At 74.7% G+C, this 17,166-nt stretch carries 15 protein-coding genes; 8 read left to right on the top strand and 7 right to left on the bottom strand.

What is annotated here, in order from left to right; translation table 11 throughout:
• Window positions 1-13: 13 nt before the first annotated feature.
• Window positions 14-1,783 (bottom strand): S8 family serine peptidase, encoded by a 1,770-nt coding sequence (locus ACZ7LK_RS13325; protein ID WP_471140658.1) that lies wholly within the window; start codon window positions 1,781-1,783, stop codon window positions 14-16.
• Between the two features lie 387 nt (window positions 1,784-2,170).
• Between ACZ7LK_RS13325 and ACZ7LK_RS13320 the strand changes: the two genes are divergently transcribed.
• The 3 genes from ACZ7LK_RS13320 to ACZ7LK_RS13310 all read left to right on the top strand — a co-directional run bounded on the left by ACZ7LK_RS13320 (window position 2,171) and on the right by ACZ7LK_RS13310 (window position 3,759).
• Complete coding sequence (locus tag ACZ7LK_RS13320; protein ID WP_471140354.1) at window positions 2,171-2,734, top strand: antibiotic biosynthesis monooxygenase; 564 nt, start codon at window positions 2,171-2,173, stop codon at window positions 2,732-2,734.
• Between the two features lie 123 nt (window positions 2,735-2,857).
• Window positions 2,858-3,277, top strand: coding sequence for a VOC family protein (locus ACZ7LK_RS13315; RefSeq protein ID WP_392272763.1), 420 nt, complete (start codon window positions 2,858-2,860; stop codon window positions 3,275-3,277).
• A 122-nt stretch (window positions 3,278-3,399) separates the two neighbouring features.
• Window positions 3,400-3,759 carry a phage holin family protein gene (locus ACZ7LK_RS13310; protein ID WP_392272764.1) on the top strand — a complete coding sequence of 120 codons (360 nt, stop codon included), beginning with the start codon at window positions 3,400-3,402 and terminating at the stop codon, window positions 3,757-3,759.
• Here the strand turns inward: ACZ7LK_RS13310 and ACZ7LK_RS13305 are convergent.
• The 3 genes from ACZ7LK_RS13305 to ACZ7LK_RS13295 all read right to left on the bottom strand — a co-directional run bounded on the left by ACZ7LK_RS13305 (window position 3,756) and on the right by ACZ7LK_RS13295 (window position 6,734).
• The gene (locus ACZ7LK_RS13305; RefSeq protein WP_471140349.1) at window positions 3,756-4,298 is read right to left on the bottom strand and encodes a hypothetical protein; all 543 of its coding nucleotides are present in this window, start codon (window positions 4,296-4,298) and stop codon (window positions 3,756-3,758) included. The genes ACZ7LK_RS13310 and ACZ7LK_RS13305 overlap by 4 nt on opposite strands.
• 265 nt (window positions 4,299-4,563) lie before the next feature.
• The gene (locus tag ACZ7LK_RS13300; protein WP_392272766.1) at window positions 4,564-6,138 is read right to left on the bottom strand and encodes a glycerol-3-phosphate dehydrogenase/oxidase; all 1,575 of its coding nucleotides are present in this window, start codon (window positions 6,136-6,138) and stop codon (window positions 4,564-4,566) included.
• The gene (locus ACZ7LK_RS13295) at window positions 6,135-6,734 is read right to left on the bottom strand and encodes a TetR/AcrR family transcriptional regulator (RefSeq protein WP_469463435.1); all 600 of its coding nucleotides are present in this window, start codon (window positions 6,732-6,734) and stop codon (window positions 6,135-6,137) included. The genes ACZ7LK_RS13300 and ACZ7LK_RS13295 overlap by 4 nt, the downstream gene beginning before the upstream one ends.
• Window positions 6,735-6,808: 74 nt before the next feature.
• Between ACZ7LK_RS13295 and ACZ7LK_RS13290 the strand changes: the two genes are divergently transcribed.
• The gene (locus ACZ7LK_RS13290) at window positions 6,809-8,404 is read left to right on the top strand and encodes an FAD-binding oxidoreductase (protein WP_392272768.1); all 1,596 of its coding nucleotides are present in this window, start codon (window positions 6,809-6,811) and stop codon (window positions 8,402-8,404) included.
• A gap of 53 nt (window positions 8,405-8,457) precedes the next feature.
• The gene (locus ACZ7LK_RS13285; protein WP_392272769.1) at window positions 8,458-9,339 is read left to right on the top strand and encodes a diacylglycerol/lipid kinase family protein; all 882 of its coding nucleotides are present in this window, start codon (window positions 8,458-8,460) and stop codon (window positions 9,337-9,339) included.
• A gap of 205 nt (window positions 9,340-9,544) precedes the next feature.
• Here ACZ7LK_RS13285 and ACZ7LK_RS13280 read toward each other — a convergent pair whose 3' ends face one another.
• Entirely contained in the window at window positions 9,545-10,441 is an 897-nt protein-coding gene (locus tag ACZ7LK_RS13280) for a GNAT family N-acetyltransferase (protein WP_469463436.1), read from the bottom strand.
• A 217-nt stretch (window positions 10,442-10,658) separates the two neighbouring features.
• Between ACZ7LK_RS13280 and ACZ7LK_RS13275 the strand changes: the two genes are divergently transcribed.
• Window positions 10,659-11,336, top strand: coding sequence for a hypothetical protein (locus ACZ7LK_RS13275; RefSeq protein ID WP_469463437.1), 678 nt, complete (start codon window positions 10,659-10,661; stop codon window positions 11,334-11,336).
• 10 nt (window positions 11,337-11,346) lie between these two features.
• Here ACZ7LK_RS13275 and ACZ7LK_RS13270 read toward each other — a convergent pair whose 3' ends face one another.
• The gene (locus ACZ7LK_RS13270; protein WP_471140344.1) at window positions 11,347-13,590 is read right to left on the bottom strand and encodes an MMPL family transporter; all 2,244 of its coding nucleotides are present in this window, start codon (window positions 13,588-13,590) and stop codon (window positions 11,347-11,349) included.
• A 289-nt stretch (window positions 13,591-13,879) separates the two neighbouring features.
• Here ACZ7LK_RS13270 and ACZ7LK_RS13265 point away from each other — a divergent pair, with 289 nt between their 5' ends.
• Both ACZ7LK_RS13265 and ACZ7LK_RS13260 read left to right on the top strand, forming a co-directional pair.
• On the top strand, window positions 13,880-15,724 hold the full coding sequence (locus tag ACZ7LK_RS13265) for a glycoside hydrolase family 15 protein (RefSeq protein WP_471140341.1): 1,845 nt from the start codon (window positions 13,880-13,882) through the stop codon (window positions 15,722-15,724).
• 146 nt (window positions 15,725-15,870) lie between these two features.
• Window positions 15,871-16,095 (top strand): hypothetical protein, encoded by a 225-nt coding sequence (locus tag ACZ7LK_RS13260; protein WP_471140338.1) that lies wholly within the window; start codon window positions 15,871-15,873, stop codon window positions 16,093-16,095.
• Between the two features lie 2 nt (window positions 16,096-16,097).
• Here ACZ7LK_RS13260 and ACZ7LK_RS13255 read toward each other — a convergent pair whose 3' ends face one another.
• Window positions 16,098-17,129 (bottom strand): lactonase family protein, encoded by a 1,032-nt coding sequence (locus ACZ7LK_RS13255; RefSeq protein ID WP_469463440.1) that lies wholly within the window; start codon window positions 17,127-17,129, stop codon window positions 16,098-16,100.
• Window positions 17,130-17,166 lie beyond the last annotated feature (37 nt).

The raw sequence follows: 17,166 nt of genomic DNA, 5'->3' as shown, positions 1-17,166 counted from the left end.
TCGGACGCGGGGATCAGAAGGTCAGGTTCCAGGCGTCGATCGTGCCGGTGTCCTGGGTCGCGATGTCACGGACCCGGAGCTTCCAGGTGCCGTTGGCGGCCTCGGCGGAGGCGTTGACCGTGTACGTCTTGGCCACGTCGTCCGTGCCGTCGTTGTCGGCGAAGTCCTCCAGCGGGTAGACCGTGCCGTCGGGCGCGACCAGCGAGAGGACCAGGTCACCGCGGTAGGTGTGCCTGATGTCCACGCCCACCTTGAGGGTGGCGGGCGCGTTGCCGCTCAGACCCGAGACGCTGAGGGGGCTGTCCACGGTCGCGTTGTCCGCGATGGCGACGTCCGTCGTGGACTCGAAGTACGAGCCGGGCGGGGGCGTCGTACCGGAGACCGCCTTCAGCGCGTCGGTCTGGCCCTCGCCGAAGAAGCCGTTCTTCGCCGTGGTGCCCGTGCACCGGGTGTCCGAGGGGCAGGACGTGTCCACGGCCTGGACGCCCAGCCGGGTGCGGAGGTCGGCGGGGGTGGCGGCCGGGTCGGCGCTCGCGAGCAGCGCGGCCACACCGGCGACGTGCGGCGACGCCATCGACGTACCGTTCATGTTGCCGTACTTGCCGCCCGGGAGGGTGGAGTAGACACCGGACGCACCGTCGCCGCCCGGGGCGGCGATGTCGATGACGCCGTTGCCGTAATTGGAGTACGACGCCTTGACGTTGCCCTTGCCCATCGCGGCCACCGTCACGACGCCCGGGAGCTCGGTGGGGATGTCGAGGCAGGCGTTGGTGATGGTGCGCCGGACGGGGGTGGAGTCGTTGGGGCTCTCCGTGTCGACCGTCTTGTTCGCCAGGTCGAGGTTGGAGTTCCCGGCCGCGGCGACCTGGAGCGAGCCGCGCTTCTCGGCGTACTCCTGCGCACGCCGCACACCCTCGATGATGGCGGCCTGGTCGGCGTTGTCCGGGCAGTTGAACTGCCACGGGTCCGTGTAGTAGCTGTTGTTGGTGACCTTGAAGCCGTGGTCACCGGCCCACATGAAGCCGCAGACGGTGTTCTCCGCGAAGAACAGGCTGGTGCCCGGTTCGGCGATGCGGACGGAGGAGATCTTCACCCCCGGGGCCACGCCGACGACACCCTTGCCGTTCTTGGCGGCCGCGATGGTGCCGGCGACGTGCGTCCCGTGCGTACCGACGTCACGCCAGGCGCCCGCCCGCGTGTCCGCCCTGCCGTACGCGCAGGAGACGGAGTCCGCCGCGTTGAAGTTGGGGGCGATGTCCTGGTGCTTGTCGTCCACGCCGGTGTCGAGCACACCGACCTTGACCGTCGCCGAGCCGGTGTTCACGGCCCAGGCCCGGTCGGCCTTGATCTGCGTCATGTCCCAGCGCGTCAGGCTCTCGGCGAGCGTGGTCGGCGACTGGGCCGGGTTCGCCGGGAGGGCCGGGTCGTACGCGTCGGCCGGCACGTCCGAGGTGCGGGTGGCGCCGACCTGCTGCACGCCGGGCACCGCGCGCATGGCGGAGGCGAAGCCGGCCGAGGCGGAGTGGGCGACGATCACGCCGATGGCGTCGTAGGAGGCGAACACCGAGCCGCCGTTGGCGGTCACGGCGGCCCGGACGGCGGAGGTGTCGCCGGGAGTGGTGATCACCAGGTGGGCACGGGTGCCGGCGACCCACGCGGCGGTCGCCGCGGGTGCGGCCGGAGCGGCGGTGGTGGCGGCGGTGGCGGGAACCCGCGGCGCGGCGCCGAGGGCCGCGGCGGGCGTCCCCAGGGCGAGGGTGGTGCCGAGGGCGGCCACGGCCACCGTGAGCGGCTTCGCCGGGAGCCAACGGGATATGTGACGTATCAACGCGTCCTCCGAGTCCCGGCGTGCTGGTCGGGCCGCCGGGCCGAATGTGTAAGGGGCGAACGCAAGATGTCAGACCGGCGAACCCGCTGAGAAGGAGGGGAAACCCTTGCTGCTCCCGTACGGGACACGAGGGTTGCCGGCCCGCCCCGCGTCCTGACCCCCGCCCGGCCGGTGCTCCGCCCGGCCGGTGCTCCGCCCGGCCGGTGCTCCGCCCGGCCGGTGCTCCGTCCCGCGCCCCGGCCGGGCCCCCCGGAGCGTGGGAGGGGAGCGGGACGTGCGGCGGGGCGGCCCCGTAGAGTGCTCCCGGGCGCGGCACGAGCATCAGGAGAGCAAGTGACTGCGGTGAGTCTTGAGCACACGGCCGTGCCCGCCGACACCGGCGAGGTGACCTTGCTGATCGCCCGGCAGGTGCAGCCCGGCTACGAGGCCGCGTTCGAACGCTGGGCGCGCGGCATCCTCGCCAGCGCGGCGGGCTTCCCCGGGCATCTGGGGCACGGCCTGTTCCGGCCGTCCGCCGAGGGCGCGCCCTGGTTCCTGGTCCACCGTTTCCGGGACGCCGCCGCGTGCCGCGCGTGGCAGGAGTCGCCGGAGCGGGCGGCCTGGTTCGCCCGGTGCGAGGGCCACCACCACACCGAGATCGCGCGGCGCGAGCTCACCGGGATGGAGACCTGGTTCGCCAAGCCCGGAGCCACGTCGCCGGCACCCCCGCGGTGGAAGATGGCCATCAGCGCGACCCTCGCCATCTACCCGATCTCCCTGCTCGGCGGTTACCTCCTGGTCCCCCGTCTGACCGGACTGCACCCGGTCGTCAGCAGCGCGGTGATCGCCTGCGTCTTCAACGTCCTCATGACGTACGCGGCGATGCCGGCCGTGAGCCGGCTGCTGCGCGGCTGGCTCGGCCGCTAGGTCGTGTCCGCAAAGTCTCGCCTGGCCCGCGGTGTCCGGCACGCGGACGCTCCCTAGGACCACCGTGCCGTTGCGCCGTGCCACCGGTCCGCGAGGATGGGGGCGCACAGAAAGGGGCACAACGTGGCATCTCGCCTCAACCCGTACATCAGCTACGACGGCAACGCGCGCCAGGCCTTGGAGTTCTACCAGCAGGTCTTCGGCGGTGACCTCACCCTCAACACCTACGGCGACTTCGGCGCCGACGCCCCCGGCCGGGCGGAGAAGATCATGCACGGCATGCTCGAGACCGACCGCGGCTTCACCCTCATGGGCGCCGACCACCCGCCCGGTTCGGAACACCGGCCGGGCAACGACATCGCCGTCAGCCTGAGCGGCGACAGCGCGGACGCGGACACCCTGCGCGGGTACTGGGAGAAGCTCTCCGACGGCGGCACCGTGGCGGTGCCGATGGAGGTCCAGATGTGGGGCGACGAGTTCGGCATGTGCACGGACCGCTTCGGCATCACCTGGATGGTCAACATCGGGCAGTCACAGGGCTGAACCCCCGGCGGCGGGGGAGGGCCGGGCCGCCCACCACGGTGCGCGGCCCGGGCACGGCCGGGCGCGGCGCGCACAGGGGCCGGCCCGGCATGCCCCGGGTGCGGCGGGGTACGCGCGCTGTCATGGAGCAGTCGGTCCCGGACGTACACACCTCGCTGCGCGAGGACATCGACACCGCGCGCGAGGAAGCCGCCCTCGGTGTGGCGGAGGCGCGGCACGGCATGGCGGCGCTCGCGGCCGGCGGCGCGTGCGGCCTGCTCGCCCTCTGGTCGGCGCACCAGGTGCTGCTGCGCGGCCTGGAGCGCGTCTGGCGGCCGGGACCCGCCGCCGGCGCCCTGACGGTCGTCTACGCCTCCGGCGCCTCGGCCCTCCTCCACTACGGCTCGAAGCGGCTGCGGGTCGCCCAGGACGCGTCCCGTGAAGCCGTGCACGCCTCCGTCGACGTGGTGCGCCACGTGGTCGAGGAGCTGAAGGACTCCTAGGCCGTGCGCCGGGAGTCCCCCGATCGGCCGTCCCGGTCCAGGACGGCCAGCAGGGCCCGCGCCTCGGCGTGCGCGCGGGGGACGTCGACGTCGTCGCAGACCACCTCCAGGCCGAGGGACGTCATGCCCGGCCCGCCAGGGAGGGCGTAGTACGACTGGTACGCGAAGTAGGCCCGCAGCCCGTCCTCCGGGTCGCGGCCCACCCACAGCGTGGCGAAGCGCTGTTCCTCCACCGGGCCGTGCGCCATCGCCCTCGTCACCGTCTCCGCGAGGTCCATCCGGTACTCGTAGGGAGCGGGCGCCGGCGGCAGGGCGAGCACCGCCCGGGCGAACTCCCGGGCGTGCGCCGCGTCGTCGAACGCCAGCAGCTCGCTGAACACGGGCAGTCCGGCCAGCAGCAGCCAGCGCCGCGGCCCGTCCCCCTCGGCCGGCTCGTGGGCGACGGACAGCACCGAGGTGCCCCCGTCCGCCCCGTCGTGCCGCCACGCGTAGGTGAAGACCTGCTCGAAGTCCACTCCGTCCCCTTCCCGCCCGTCCATGGTGCGTCCACCCGTCCACCGCCCCTGACGGCAGCGGTGCGTGAGGGCGCGTCACCCGCCCGTTACGGGGTAGGCGCGGAACGTGACACGACACGACCACCACGGCGACCGCGCCGACCACGAAACGATCAGGAGGCATCGATGAATACCATCATGGCCGCTTCGCAAGACGCCTCGGCCGCACCCGCGTGGCTGCACGTGACGGTGATGGCCGTGGCGGTGCTGGTCCTCTTCTACAGCCTGGCCCGCCGCAGCAACTGAACCCTCATGACGTCCGCAGCACCTCGCCGGCCGTGGCCAGGGCCGCCCGCCGGTCGTGGGGCACCATGCCGATCCGGGTGCGGCGGTCGAGCAGGTCGGCCTCGTCGAGGGCGCCCTCGTGCCGTACCGCCCAGACGAGTTCGGCCACCGTGACCGGGTGGCCCGGGACCACGGGGCGGGCCAGGTCCGGGTCGGCGACCCCCAGGGCGTGCACCGCCGGGGCCTCGGTGCCGTAGCGGCGGACCAGCCGCCCGGGGACGTCCAGGGCGGCGAGCGTCGCCGGGGCGGCGGCCCCCACCAGGGGCAGGCGCGCCGTCCGGCAGGGGCCCGCGGTGAGACCCCGCGCGGCGACGGCCGCGTCCAGCGCGTCCTGCGCCATGCGCCGGTACGTGGTGAGCTTCCCGCCCACCACGGTCACCACCCCGTCCGCCGACGTCAGCACGGCGTGCTTGCGCGAGATGTCCGCCGTACGGGACGCGCCCGCCGTGGCCGAGGTGTCGAGCAGCGGCCGCAGCCCGGCGAAGGCGCCGATCACGTCGTCGCGGCCCAGCGACACGTCGAGGGCCGAGCCCAGCACGTCCAGCAGGAAGCCGATGTCCGTCTCCGGCACCTCGGGCACGTCCGGGACGTCCCCGTCGACGGGTTCGTCGGTCAGCCCCACGTACACCCGTCCGTCGCCCTGCGGGAGGACCAGGACGAAGCGGTTGGCCTCCCCGGGGATGGGGATGTGCAGGCCCGCCGTGAGCGAGCCGAGGTCCTCGGAGCGGAGCACCAGATGGGTGCCCCGGGAGGGGCGCAGCCGGATGTCGTCGATCAGGCCGCCCGCCCAGACGCCGGTGGCGTTGATCACCGCGCGGGCCCTGATCCGGGTCTCCTCGCCGGTGAGTTCGTCCCGCACCAGGGCGCCGCCCCCGTCGAGGGACAGTGCCCGGGTACGGGTCAGGATCCGGGCGCCGTGCGCGGCGGCCGTGCGGGCGAGGGCGGTCACCAGCCGGGCGTCGTCGCTGAGCCGGCCGTCCCAGGACAGCAGCCCGCCGCGCAGCCCGGAGGACCGCAGCACGGGAGCCATGTGCCGGGTCTCCACGGGCGACAGGGCGCGCGGCGCCGGCAGGGTGGACCGCGACGTGCGGGCCGAGGCGCGCAGCAGGTCTCCGGCGTGCAGCCCCGCCCGCGCCAGGGCCGCCTGCGCCCGGGAGACCAGGGGGGTCAGCGGCAGGACGAACGGCTGGGCGCTCACCAGGTGCGGCGCGGTCCGCTCCATCAGGACGCCCCGTTCCACGGCACTCTCGTGGGCGACGTCCAACTGCCCGGAGGCCAGGTACCGCAGCCCGCCGTGGATGAGCTTGGAGCTCCAGCGCGAGGTGCCGAAGGCCAGGTCGTGGGCGTCGATCGCGGCGACGGACAGCCCCCGGGACGCGGCGTCGAGCGCGGCGCCCGCGCCGGTCGCCCCGAGGCCGACGACCAGGACGTCCACCTCGGTTCCGTCGGCCAGTTCGGCCAGCTCGCGGCGGCGGCGCGCCGCGGTGAGGGACGACGGCACGCGGTCGGGGGCGGGGGCGGTGTCACGCGAGGGGCTCATGGGGCGAGGGTCCTTTCCAGGAGGGTCCGCAGTTCACCGAGGAAGGCCGCTTCGTCGAGCCCGGGGTCCGAGTCGTCGGTCATGGTGCGCAGCGAGAGCGTGAAGGACTGGACGATCAACAGCACGGACCGGGCCTGGAGGTCGGGGCGCACCGTCCGGACGGACCCGTCCGCGTGCCCCTCCTCCAGCGCCCCGGTGATGAGGCCCAGCAGGGCGTCCTGGCTCGCGCCGCGCCGGTCGAGCACGTAGGGCAGCAGGAGTTCGGGGTCCACGTCGAGGATCTTGTGGAAGAGCGGGTGGGCGCGGAACGCCTCGACTCCGGTCACCAGCCCGTCGACCAGCCGCCGCCGGGCGGGGGCACCGGACTCGCGCCCGGGCATGGCCGCCACGGCCAGGGCGACCCACTCACGGGTCATCACGTCGCCGACCAGGGTCCGCACATCGGGCCAGCGGCGGTAGAGCGTCATGCGCGAGACCCCGGCGCGGCGGGCCACGTCGGTGAGCGTCGTACGGCGCACGCCGACGGCGAGGACGCAGTCGCGGGCCGCGTCGAGGACGGTTTCCCCGTCCGAATGGTTGTGACGAATGGGCGTCATCTGTCACAGTGTACCGCCAGTGCGGGCCTCAGAGCACGCCTCGATACGGAACCGACGGTGAGGAACCGAACCCCGTGGACATGTTGTGGAGCGGCTGGGGCGACCCGGCCAAGGCGGCACCCCTGCCCGACACCGTGACCGGCCTGCTGCGCGACCTGCTCGGGGTAACCCCCCGCGACCGGGGCCCCGCCGCACTGGAGGACATCACCGTCCCCGAGCCGCCGCTCACCGACGCGGCCCGCCGCGCCCTCGCCGACTGCCTCGGCGACCCCGCCCTGCTGCGCACCGACGCCGAGACCCGCGTCCGCCACACCCGCGGCAAGTCCACCCCCGACCTGCTGCGCATCCGCGCGGGCGAGGTCGACGACATCCCCGCCGCCGTCCTGCTGCCCGGCACGCACGAGGAGGTCCTCGCCGTCCTCCGCGTGTGCGCCGAACACCAGGTGGCCGCCGTGCCGTTCGGCGGCGGCACCTCGGTCGTCGGCGGCCTCGCCCCCGAGCGCACCACCTTCGTCGCCCTCGACCTGCGCCGCATGAACGCCCTGCTCGACCTGGACGAGGTCTCCCGCACGGCGACCCTCCAGCCCGGGATGCGCGCCCCCCACGCCGAGGCCCTGCTCAACGAGCGCGGCTACACCCTCGGCCACTTCCCCCAGTCATACGAATGGGCCACCATCGGCGGATTCGCCGCGGCCCGCTCCAGCGGCCAGGCCTCCGCCGGGTACGGCCGCTTCGACGAGATGGTCCTCGGCGTCACCGTCGCCACCCCCCAGGGCACCTGGGCCGCCGGACAGGCACCCCGCTCGGCGGCCGGCCCCGACCTGCGCCAGCTCGTCCTCGGCTCCGAGGGCGCGCTCGGCGTGATCACCTCCGTCACCGTACGGATCCGCCCGCTGCCGTCCGCGCGCCACTACGAGGGCTGGCGCTTCGCGTCCTTCGAGGCCGGCGCCGCCGCGCTGCGCAAGCTCGCCCAGGACGGCCCCCGCCCCACCGTCCTGCGCCTGTCGGACGAGACCGAGACCTTCGTCGGCCTCGCCCACCCCGACCGCATCGGCAGCGGCGGCACGGAGTCCGCCGGCTGCATGGCCGTCGTCGGCTACGAGGGCACGGCCGCGTCCACCGAGGAATGCCGGGACGCCGTCCACCAGGTGCTCCTCGCCGAGGGCGGCGAACACGTCGGCACCGAACCGGGCGACCGCTGGGCCCACGGCCGCTACGACGCCCCCTACCTCCGTGACGCGCTGCTCGACGCCGGCGCCTTCGCCGAGACCCTGGAGACCGCCGCCTTCTGGTCCGCGATCCCGGACCTCTACCAGGGCGTGCGGCAGGCACTCACCACCGCCCTCACCGACGCCGGGACGCCCCCGCTCGTCATGTGCCACATCTCGCACGTGTACGAGAACGGCGCCTCGCTGTACTTCACCGTCGTCTCCGCCCAGGGCGAGGACCCCGTCGCGCACTGGGCACCGGCCAAGCACGCCGCCAACGAGGCCATCCTGGCCGCCGGCGGCACCATCAGCCACCACCACGGCGTCGGCACGGACCACCGCGACTGGTACGCCCGCGAGGTGGGCCCGCTCGGCGTCCGCGTCCTCCAGGCCGTCAAGACGGAGCTCGACCCGGCGGGCGTGCTCAACCCCGGCATCCTCGTCCCCGTCCGCCACCCCTGATCCGGCCCGGCCCACCCGGCCGCCGGCCCGCCCTGCCCTACGGAGGCGCGCACATGCGACAGTTCACCGCCGTCGTCAACCCGGCCGCGGGAAGTTCCAGCGGCACGGCGGCCCTGCTGCCCGTGGCCCGGCTCCTGCGGGAGGCGGGCGCCGGACTGGAGACCCGGTACAGCCGCAGCCTCGACCACGCCCGTGAACTGGCGCGCACGGCCGCGGCGCGGGGGCACACCGTGCTCGCGGTCGGCGGCGACGGCATGGCCGGCGCCGTCGGCGGCGTCCTCAGCGGCACCGACGCCGTCCTCGGCCTCGTGCCCTCCGGCCGCGGCAACGACTTCGCCCGCGCCCTGGGGCTGCCCACCGACCCCCCGGCCCTGGCCGAGCTGCTGCTGCACGCGACGCCGCACGCCGTCGACACCATCCAGGTGGAATCGGCCACCCACCCCGGGACCGCCGTGCTCGGCAGCGTGTACGCCGGGGTCGACGCGGTCGCCAACCGGTACGCCAACCGGTCCCGGCTGCTGCGCGGCGCCGCCTCGTACTACGCCGGCGGTGCGCGCGCGGTGGCTGGCTGGCGGCCGGCGACGTACCGCATCACCGTCGACGGCACCGTCCACGAACGGCGCGGCTACACCGTCGTCGCCGCCAACTCCGGCTTCTACGGCTTCGGCCGCCGGGTCGCGCCGGACGCGCGCGTCGACGACGGACTGCTGGACGTCGTCGTGCTGGGCCACGCCTCCAAGCTGCTCTTCTTCACCATGATGAACGAGCTCAAGACCGGGGCGCACCTGCGGCGCCCGCAGGTCGAGGTGCTGCGCGGCAGGGAGATCCGCATCGAGGCCGACCGCGACCTCCCCTACGGCGCGGACGGCGAGGTGGACGCGGCCCTGCCGGTCACCGTACGGGTCCGGCCGGGCGCGCTGCACGTCCTCCGGTGAGGGGGTGGCGAGTGGAGTGCCGCAGGGTTCTCGGGGGGGGACCTGCGACACTCCCTCCCTTCCGGGCGGCGGCTGGAGGCGCCCACGCCCCGGCATCCGTCGCCTGCCCGGCCCCTGCCGCCGCACACGGGGCCGTACGGCTGACGCGGCGGCGCCGGGCCGCCGGGGCCGGCGCCGCCCCGCCTCGCCCCGGTGTGGCGAGACGTCAGTCCGGGCGGCCGGGAACCAGATTGACCCGCTCCCGGACCACCGGGTACCCCGCCTTGGTGAAGTTCGCGGCCATCGGGGTGTTGCCCTGGTCGGTGGCCCCGGCGATGAAAGCGGCCCCCCGCTCGGCCAGGAAGTGGGTGCACTCGGCCAGCAGGTCGTAGGCGTAGCCGCGCCCGCGGTGCTCCGGGAGCACGCCGATGAAGCCGACGCAGGGCCCGGCCGGGTTGTGCGCCGGGACGTGGAGGCCGGCCAGGTCACCGTCCGGGGCGTACGCCACCTGCCACCACTCGCGCGGCGACGGGCACCAGTGGAAGAAGTCCAGCTCCTCCTGCGCCGCTTGGTCGAGCCCGCCCTCCTCGACGGCCCGCAGCGCGTGGGCGTCCAGCGTCACCGCGTGGACGCGCCGCAGCGCCTCGAAGAACACGGCGTCGTCCGGCTCCGCCGCGAACGTCAGCCGCCCGGGGCGCTTCGGGAGGCCGCACTCGGGCGTCCAGCGGTACATGTACCGCTCGACCAGCACCTCGTAGCCGGCCGCCCGCGCGGCCCGCAGCCGGGCCTCGCCCGCGGCACGGGTGACCGGGTCCTCCCGCCAGCCGGCGGGCAGGTTGAGCTCCAGCTCGACCCGGTGGGGGGCGGTCCGCAACAGCGCGGAACCCGCGTCCTCCTCGCCCTCGGCGACGTCGAACCAGTTGATGTTCAGGGGGGTGCGGTCGTCGGGACCGCCCCACCAGGCACCCCGGGCGACCACACGGCCGTCACGGAGCGCGACCCGCTTCCACTCGGGACGGTGCGTGGTCCGGGCGTGCACGGTACGCGCGCCGAGCGGGTCGGGCAGGGTGTCGAAGAGATGGGCGTCGCTCGGACCGAGCGCGCGGATGACCGGATCGGTCATGGGAGTCGTCCTCCGGTACAGATGCGTACGGAGCGCTCCCGGTCAGATCGTGGACGCCGGGGAGACGGAACGGGAGCGCGGGGAACGTGACTGGTGCACGGCACTCGCCTCCTTCCGTCGTCGTGGGGCGTCGCCGCCCACCCTAGGTGCCCCGGTCCGGCCGCGTCCACGGGTTTGTGTGAGGCTGTTCCCCGCACCGTCCGAAGGGGGAACCACCATGCACACGCCGAGCCTGCCCGACGACCTGGAGGCCCCGGACCGCCTCTGGGCACGGGCCGTCACCTTCGCCCTGCTGGAAGAGGCGTGCGGCGACGGCCGGCCCGAGCACGTCCTCGACCGGCACGGACTGTGGTGCCACAGCACCGGCGCCTGCGGCTGGTGGCGGCTGACCCTGCTCGACGGCGGGCGGGCCGTCCTCGTCGGCCAGGACCCCGACGGCAGCCACACGCACATCGACGGCCGGCAGATCGACTTCCTGGCCGGCGGCCCCGACTGGCTGCCCTGGGAGCAGTTGCGCGAGGACGCCGAGGGCAACCTCCTCGGCTTCGCCTACTGGTGGGAGAACGGCGCCTGGCAGCGCATCCCCTATCCGGAGGAGCTCGACGAGGACGGCCTGGAGGGCGCCGCGCCCTGGGTCGGGTCCGAGGACGAGTTCGTGGTCCTCACGGCCGTCCTCGCGGACGCCGACGAGCTGACGGGGGACCAGCGGCGGGCACTGGACGGGGCCGTCACCCGGTTCCGCGAGCGCGCCGAGGCACGCACCGTCGACGCGGCCGCCGTGACCGACCTCCTCACCGCCGCAATGCCCGGCGGCGTACCGCCCGGGCGGCCGGAGGCGGCGCTGGACCTGGCCCGGCGGGCCGGACTGACCGGCGCCGCGAGCACCGGGGCCTGACCCGGGCCGGTCACCGGCCCGCCGGGGGAGGGGTGCCGTCGCGGACGGCCCCCTCGCCCTCGGCGTCGATGTGCGGCAGCACCCGGTCCAGCCACCCCGGCGCCCACCACGCCGACCGGCCGAGCAGCGTCATGGCGGCCGGCACGAGCAGCAGGCGCACGATCGTTGCGTCGATGAGCACACTCGCGGCCAGGCCCAGCCCCAGCATCTTGACCACGATGCTGTCGCTCAGGATGAAGGCGGCGAAGACGCTGACCATGATGAGCGCCGCGCAGGTGATGACCCGTGCCGTGATCTCCAGCGCGTGCGCGACGCTCGCCTTCGGGTCCCCGGTGCGCAGCCAGGCCTCGTGGACCCGGGACAGCAGGAAGATCTCGTAGTCCATGCTGAGTCCGAAGACGATGGCGAACATCATCATCGGGACGTAGCTCTCGATGGGCACCTCGCCCGAGACGCCCAGCGCGGGCCCGCCCCACCCCCACTGGAACACCGCCACCACCACGCCGTACGAGGCGCCGATCGACAGCACGTTGAGCACGGCCGCCTTGACCGCGACGAGCACCCCGCGGAAGACGACGAGGATCACCAGGAAGGCCAGGCCGACGACGACGGCGATGATCAGCGGCAGCCTCCTGGACACGATGTCCAGGAAGTCCACCTGGGCGGCGGTGGTCCCCGTCACGTACGTACGGGCGCCGGTCCCGCCGACCGCCTGCGGAAGGACGTCGTCCACGAGGTGGTTCACCAGGTCGGTCGTCCTCTCGTCCTGGGGGTCGGCGACGGAGTAGGCCGTCGCGATCAGCACGTCGCCGTCCTGGGTGGGCTTCAGAGGGGTGATCACCGCCGCGTCCGGCACGTCGGCCAGCGCGCTCGCGGCCTTCGAGGCCAGGGAGGACCGGTCGGCGGACGGCACGTCCGACTGGTCGATCACCAGCGTCAGCGGGCCGTTCGACCCCGGCCCGAAGGCCGAGGACATCAGGTCGAAGGCCCGCCGGTCGGTGAACGACTCCGGGTCCGCGCCGTCACCGATGTGCCCGAGCCGGATGAACAGCAGCGGCACCGCCAGCACCGCCAGCACCACGACCCCGGAGACCAGGAACCACCACGGCCGGCGCTCCACCCGCTGCGCGTACCGGTGCCAGGTTCCGTGTGCCGCCTGCCCCGGTCCGGTGTCCGTCTCGGCGATGGGCCGCCGGACGTGGAGCCGGTCGATCCACCGGCCGGCCAGGCCCAGGACCGCCGGTACCAGGGTGAGCGCCGCCAGGACGGCGGTGACCACCGTGACGGCCGCGGCGAGACCCAGCTTGCCGATGAAGTCGATCCCCGACACCCACAGCCCGGAGAGCGCGATGACCACCGTGCAGCCGGACACCAGCACCGCCTTGCCGCTGGTGGCCGCCGCCAGCCCGGCCGCCGTCACCGGGTCCCGCCCGTCCAAGAGGTTCTGCCGGTGGCGGGTGATCAGGAACAGCGCGTAGTCGATGCCCACGCCCAGGCCGATCATCGTGGCCAGCGTGGGCGAGACGGTGGCGAACGTGAACGCCGCGGCCAGCAGCCCCAGCAGGGCGATCCCGCAGATCACCGCGATCAGCGCGGTCAGCAGCGGTGCCACCGCCGCCACCACGCTGCCGAACCCGATCAGCAGCACCAGGATCGCCACCCCGAAGCCGATGGCCTCGCTGGTCCGGTCGTCCGGTTCGGGCCGTGCCAGCTCGCCCAGCGGGCCGCCGTACTCCACCTCCACGCCCGCCGACCGCAACGGCTGGACCGCCGTGTCCACGCCGCCGAGGTAGGACGAACCGAGCGTGGAGGGCTGGACGTCGAACCGTACGGTGATGTAAGCCGTCTTCCCGTCCGAGGACAACGGGCCGACGTCGGTGGCGCCCTGCGCGGGTGGTGGTGTCCCGGGCGGCGGCAACGGGTTCTGCGCGCTGAGGACGTGCGGCAGCTTCTGGAGGCCGCTCACCGCCGTGCCGATCTGCCCGGAGAAGTCGGTCAGCGGCTTCCCGGCGTCGTGCAGCACGACCTGGGCGCTGTATCCGCCGGCCGCCGGCTCGTGCGCCTGGAGCACGTCGAGGCCGTCCTGCGACTGGGACCCCGGCAGGGCGAAGTTGTCCGAGTAGTCGCCCCCGTACGTCCGGTCCAGCACCTGGAGGCCCACCAGAGCCGCCAGCCACAGCACGACGACGGTCACGCAGTGGCGGGCGCACCAGCCCCCGACCTGCCGGAGGATGCCCTTCCGCGACGAGGCCACGCGCCCTCCCGGACTGCCTGCCCGGCGGTGGGGCGCGGGCGCGACGACGCACGGCACCCGGCGGCGGATGACGCACCTGTTGACGCCATTCAAGGACGACGGGCACCGGGTGGCACCTCCCGCGCCGCCCGAAGGGTGAACCCGCGCCGGCCCGAAGCCCGTCCGCGTCCCGTACCACCGCCCTACCGCCGCCATGCTCCCGCGGGGCGTCCGCCCGCGCCGCACCGCGTGCACGGCCGTGCGCCCGGACGTAGCGTGGGGTGACGGGCGAGCTCGCGAAGGGACCGCCATGCGCCGCTACCCACCGATCGCCGACCACGGGCTCGTCGGCGACCTGCGGACGGCCGCCCTCATCTCGTCGGACGGGGTCCTCGACTGGTTCTGCGCGCCCCGCTTCGACTCGCCCAGCCTGTTCGCCGCCCTGCTCGACCACGACCGGGGCGGCCACTTCGCCATCACCCCGCGGGCCGACGGGGCGACGACACGTCAGCTCTACCTCGCCGACACCGCCGTCCTGGTCACCCGGTTCATGACGGAGGAGGGCGTCGGCGAGGTCGTCGACTTCATGCCGCCGGCCGGGACCGGCCCCGGCGACCGGCAACGGATCGTCAGGATCCTGCGCGTCACCCGCGGCGAGGTCCGCTTCCGGCTGGAGTGCCGGCCCCGGTTCGACTACGGACGGGCCCCGCACCGCCTCGACCTCGACCACGACACCGCCCGCTTCACCGGCCCGGACACCACCGTCTTCCTGCACCTCGGCGGCGAGGCGGCCCAGCCCCCGCGGCTGCTGCGCGACCCGCGCGGCCACGGGGACGTCCGGGCGGAGCTGACCCTGCGCCAGGGGCAGCGGGCGGCGGCCGTACTGACCGTCTGCCCCGGCACCGACCCGCCGCCGCCCCCGCGGCCGACCGCGGACACCGTCCGGGAGGCGTTCGGCGCCACGTACGACCACTGGCACCGCTGGGTGCGCCGCAGCCGGTACCGGGGCCGCTGGCAGCAGGTCGTCAACCGGTCCGCGATCACCCTCAAGCTGATGACGTACGCCCCCACCGGCGCGCCCGTGGCCGCCGTCACCGCGGGCCTGCCCGAACGCCTCGGCGGCGAGCGCAACTGGGATTACCGCTACACCTGGGTGCGCGACGCGTCCCTGTCCGTGAAGGCGCTGCTGGACCTCGGGTACGAGGAGGAGGCGGACGCCTTCCGGCGCTGGCTGGGCGCCCGCGTGGCGGCGGGCGCGACGGTGACCGGGGAGCCGCTTCAGATCATGTACCGGGTGGACGGCGACCCGGAGCTGGGCGAGGAGGTCCTCGGTCACCTGGCGGGCTACCGGGGGTCCGCCCCGGTACGGGTCGGCAACGACGCGGCCGGCCAGCTCCAGCTCGACATCTACGGCGAGGTCGCCTTCGCGCTGAGCCACGCCCACGACGCGGCCCAGCTCGCCGGATACGACGGCTGGCGCGGCCTCGCCGCCCTCCTGGACTGGCTGGCCCGCACCTGGGACCGGCCCGACCAGGGCATCTGGGAGACCCGGGGCGGCCGCCACCACTTCACCTTCAGCCGCGTGATGTGCTGGACGGCCTTCGACCGGGGCATCCGGCTGGCCCGCGACCTGGCCCGCCCCGCCGACGTCGCCGGCTGGACCGCCGCGCGGGACGCCGTCTTCGAGCAGGTCATGGAACGCGGCTGGAGCGCCCGGCGCCGGGCGTTCGTCCAGCACTACGACACCGAGGTGCTGGACGCCTCCCTGCTGCTGATGCCGGTGGTGGGCTTCCTCTCCCCGAAGGACCGCCGCTGGCTGTCGACCCTGGACGCCATGGAGGCCGAGCTGGTCTCCGACAGCCTGGTCCACCGCTACGACCCGCTCGCCTCACCGGACGGGCTGCGCGGTGACGAGGGCACCTTCTCCCTGTGCAGCTTCCTGTACGCCGGGGCCCTCGCCCGCGCGGGCCGGCTCGGCATGGCGCGGTACGCGTTCGACAAGATGCTGACCTACGCCAACCACGTCGGGCTGTTCGCCGAGGAGATCGGGCCGAGCGGCGAGCAACTGGGCAACTTCCCGCAGGCCTTCACGCACGTGGCGCTCATCATGGCGGCCCTCGCCCTCGACGAGGAGCTGGACCGCGCCGGCGACTGAACCCGGCCGGCCGGCGAGGGAAGCGGCGGCCACGGAACCGCGCCCCGCCGGCGGAACCGCGCCCCGCCGGCGGAAGGGTGCCCCGGACTGCGCCGTACGGGCGACGGCGGTGGTGACCCGGGCGGCGCGGCGGTCGTTGGCCGGGCATGTCACGCGCCGCGCAGCACACCCTCGTCCTGCTCGCCCTCACCGGTGCCGCCCTCGCCGTCCCCGGCACCGCCCACGCCGACTCGCTCAACGAGGGACTCGTCGACCGGGTCCACGTCGGCGTCGACGGCAAGGCCGGACAGCACGTGGTGGACGAGGCCGTCCACACGCTGGACGCCGTGCAGTCCAAGGCGTCGATCCGGCCGGGCGGCCACGGCCGCTGAGGTCAGGCGAACACCACGCACGCGGCGGCCGGCACCTCCACCGCGCCGCCGCGCCGCGGCTCACCGCTCTCCGTGTCCACGTCGAACCAGGTGACGTCGCCGGACCACTCGTTGGCGACGTACAGCCGCCCGCCCGGGCCGGCCACCAGATCGCGCGGCCACACCCCACCGCAGTCCACCGCGCCGGCCGGCCGCGGCTTCCCCGGCCCGTCGGCCAGCGAGAACGTCAGGATCCGGTTGCTGCCGCGCACCGCGGCCCGGACGAAACGGCCGTCGGGGGAGACGGCGACCACCGAGGGGTACACCCGCTCCCCGGCGGGCACGCCCTCCGGGTCGACCGCCACCTCCGCGAGCGGCTCCAGGCGCCCGGCCGCCCCGTCCCAGCGGCAGACGGTCATCTGCGGCTCCAGCTCGTGCAGCACGTACACCTCCTCGCCGTCCGGGTGGAACGCGAGGTGACGCGGCCCGGACCCGGCCCGGAGCACCGTCTCCGTGTGCACCCGGAGCTCCCCCGACGGGCCGGGCGCGCACACCCGCACCGCGTCGGTGCCCAGGTCCACGCCCAGCACCCACCGCCCGCCGGGGGCGGGGAGCACCTGGTGGGCGTGCGGCCCGCGCTGCCGCTCGGGGTCGGGGCCCGCACCGTGGTGCGCCAGTACGGCCGGGGGCCCCGTGACGCTCCCGTCCGGGCCCACCGCGAGGCCGCTGACGCTCCCCGAGCCGTAGTTGGCGGTGAACAGCCGGCCACCGGCCACGGCGAGGTGGGTGGGGCCGGCGCCCGCCACCTGGACCGGGGGGCCCAGCGGGGTCAGGCTCCCGTCGGCCCCGGCGCGAAAGGCCGTGACGGTGCCCGGATCCGTGTCGGCCACCGCGTACAGCGTCCTCGTCTCCGGGGCGAACGCGAGGGACGAGGGGTTGACGACGGTGGCGACGCTCGTGTGCGGGGTGAGCGCCCCGGTCGCCGGGTCGACGGCCGCGACCGTGATGCCGCGGCCGCCCCCGGAGGTGAACGAGCCGATGTATGCCCAGTGCACGCCGATGCCCTCTTTCCTGCCGTTGCCGACGACGACT

The sequence above is a fragment of the Streptomyces sp. NPDC039423 genome, assembly GCF_055598725.1.
The sequence above is the reverse complement of the archived record's forward strand: the minus strand, read 5'-3'. Positions and strand labels throughout refer to the sequence as shown.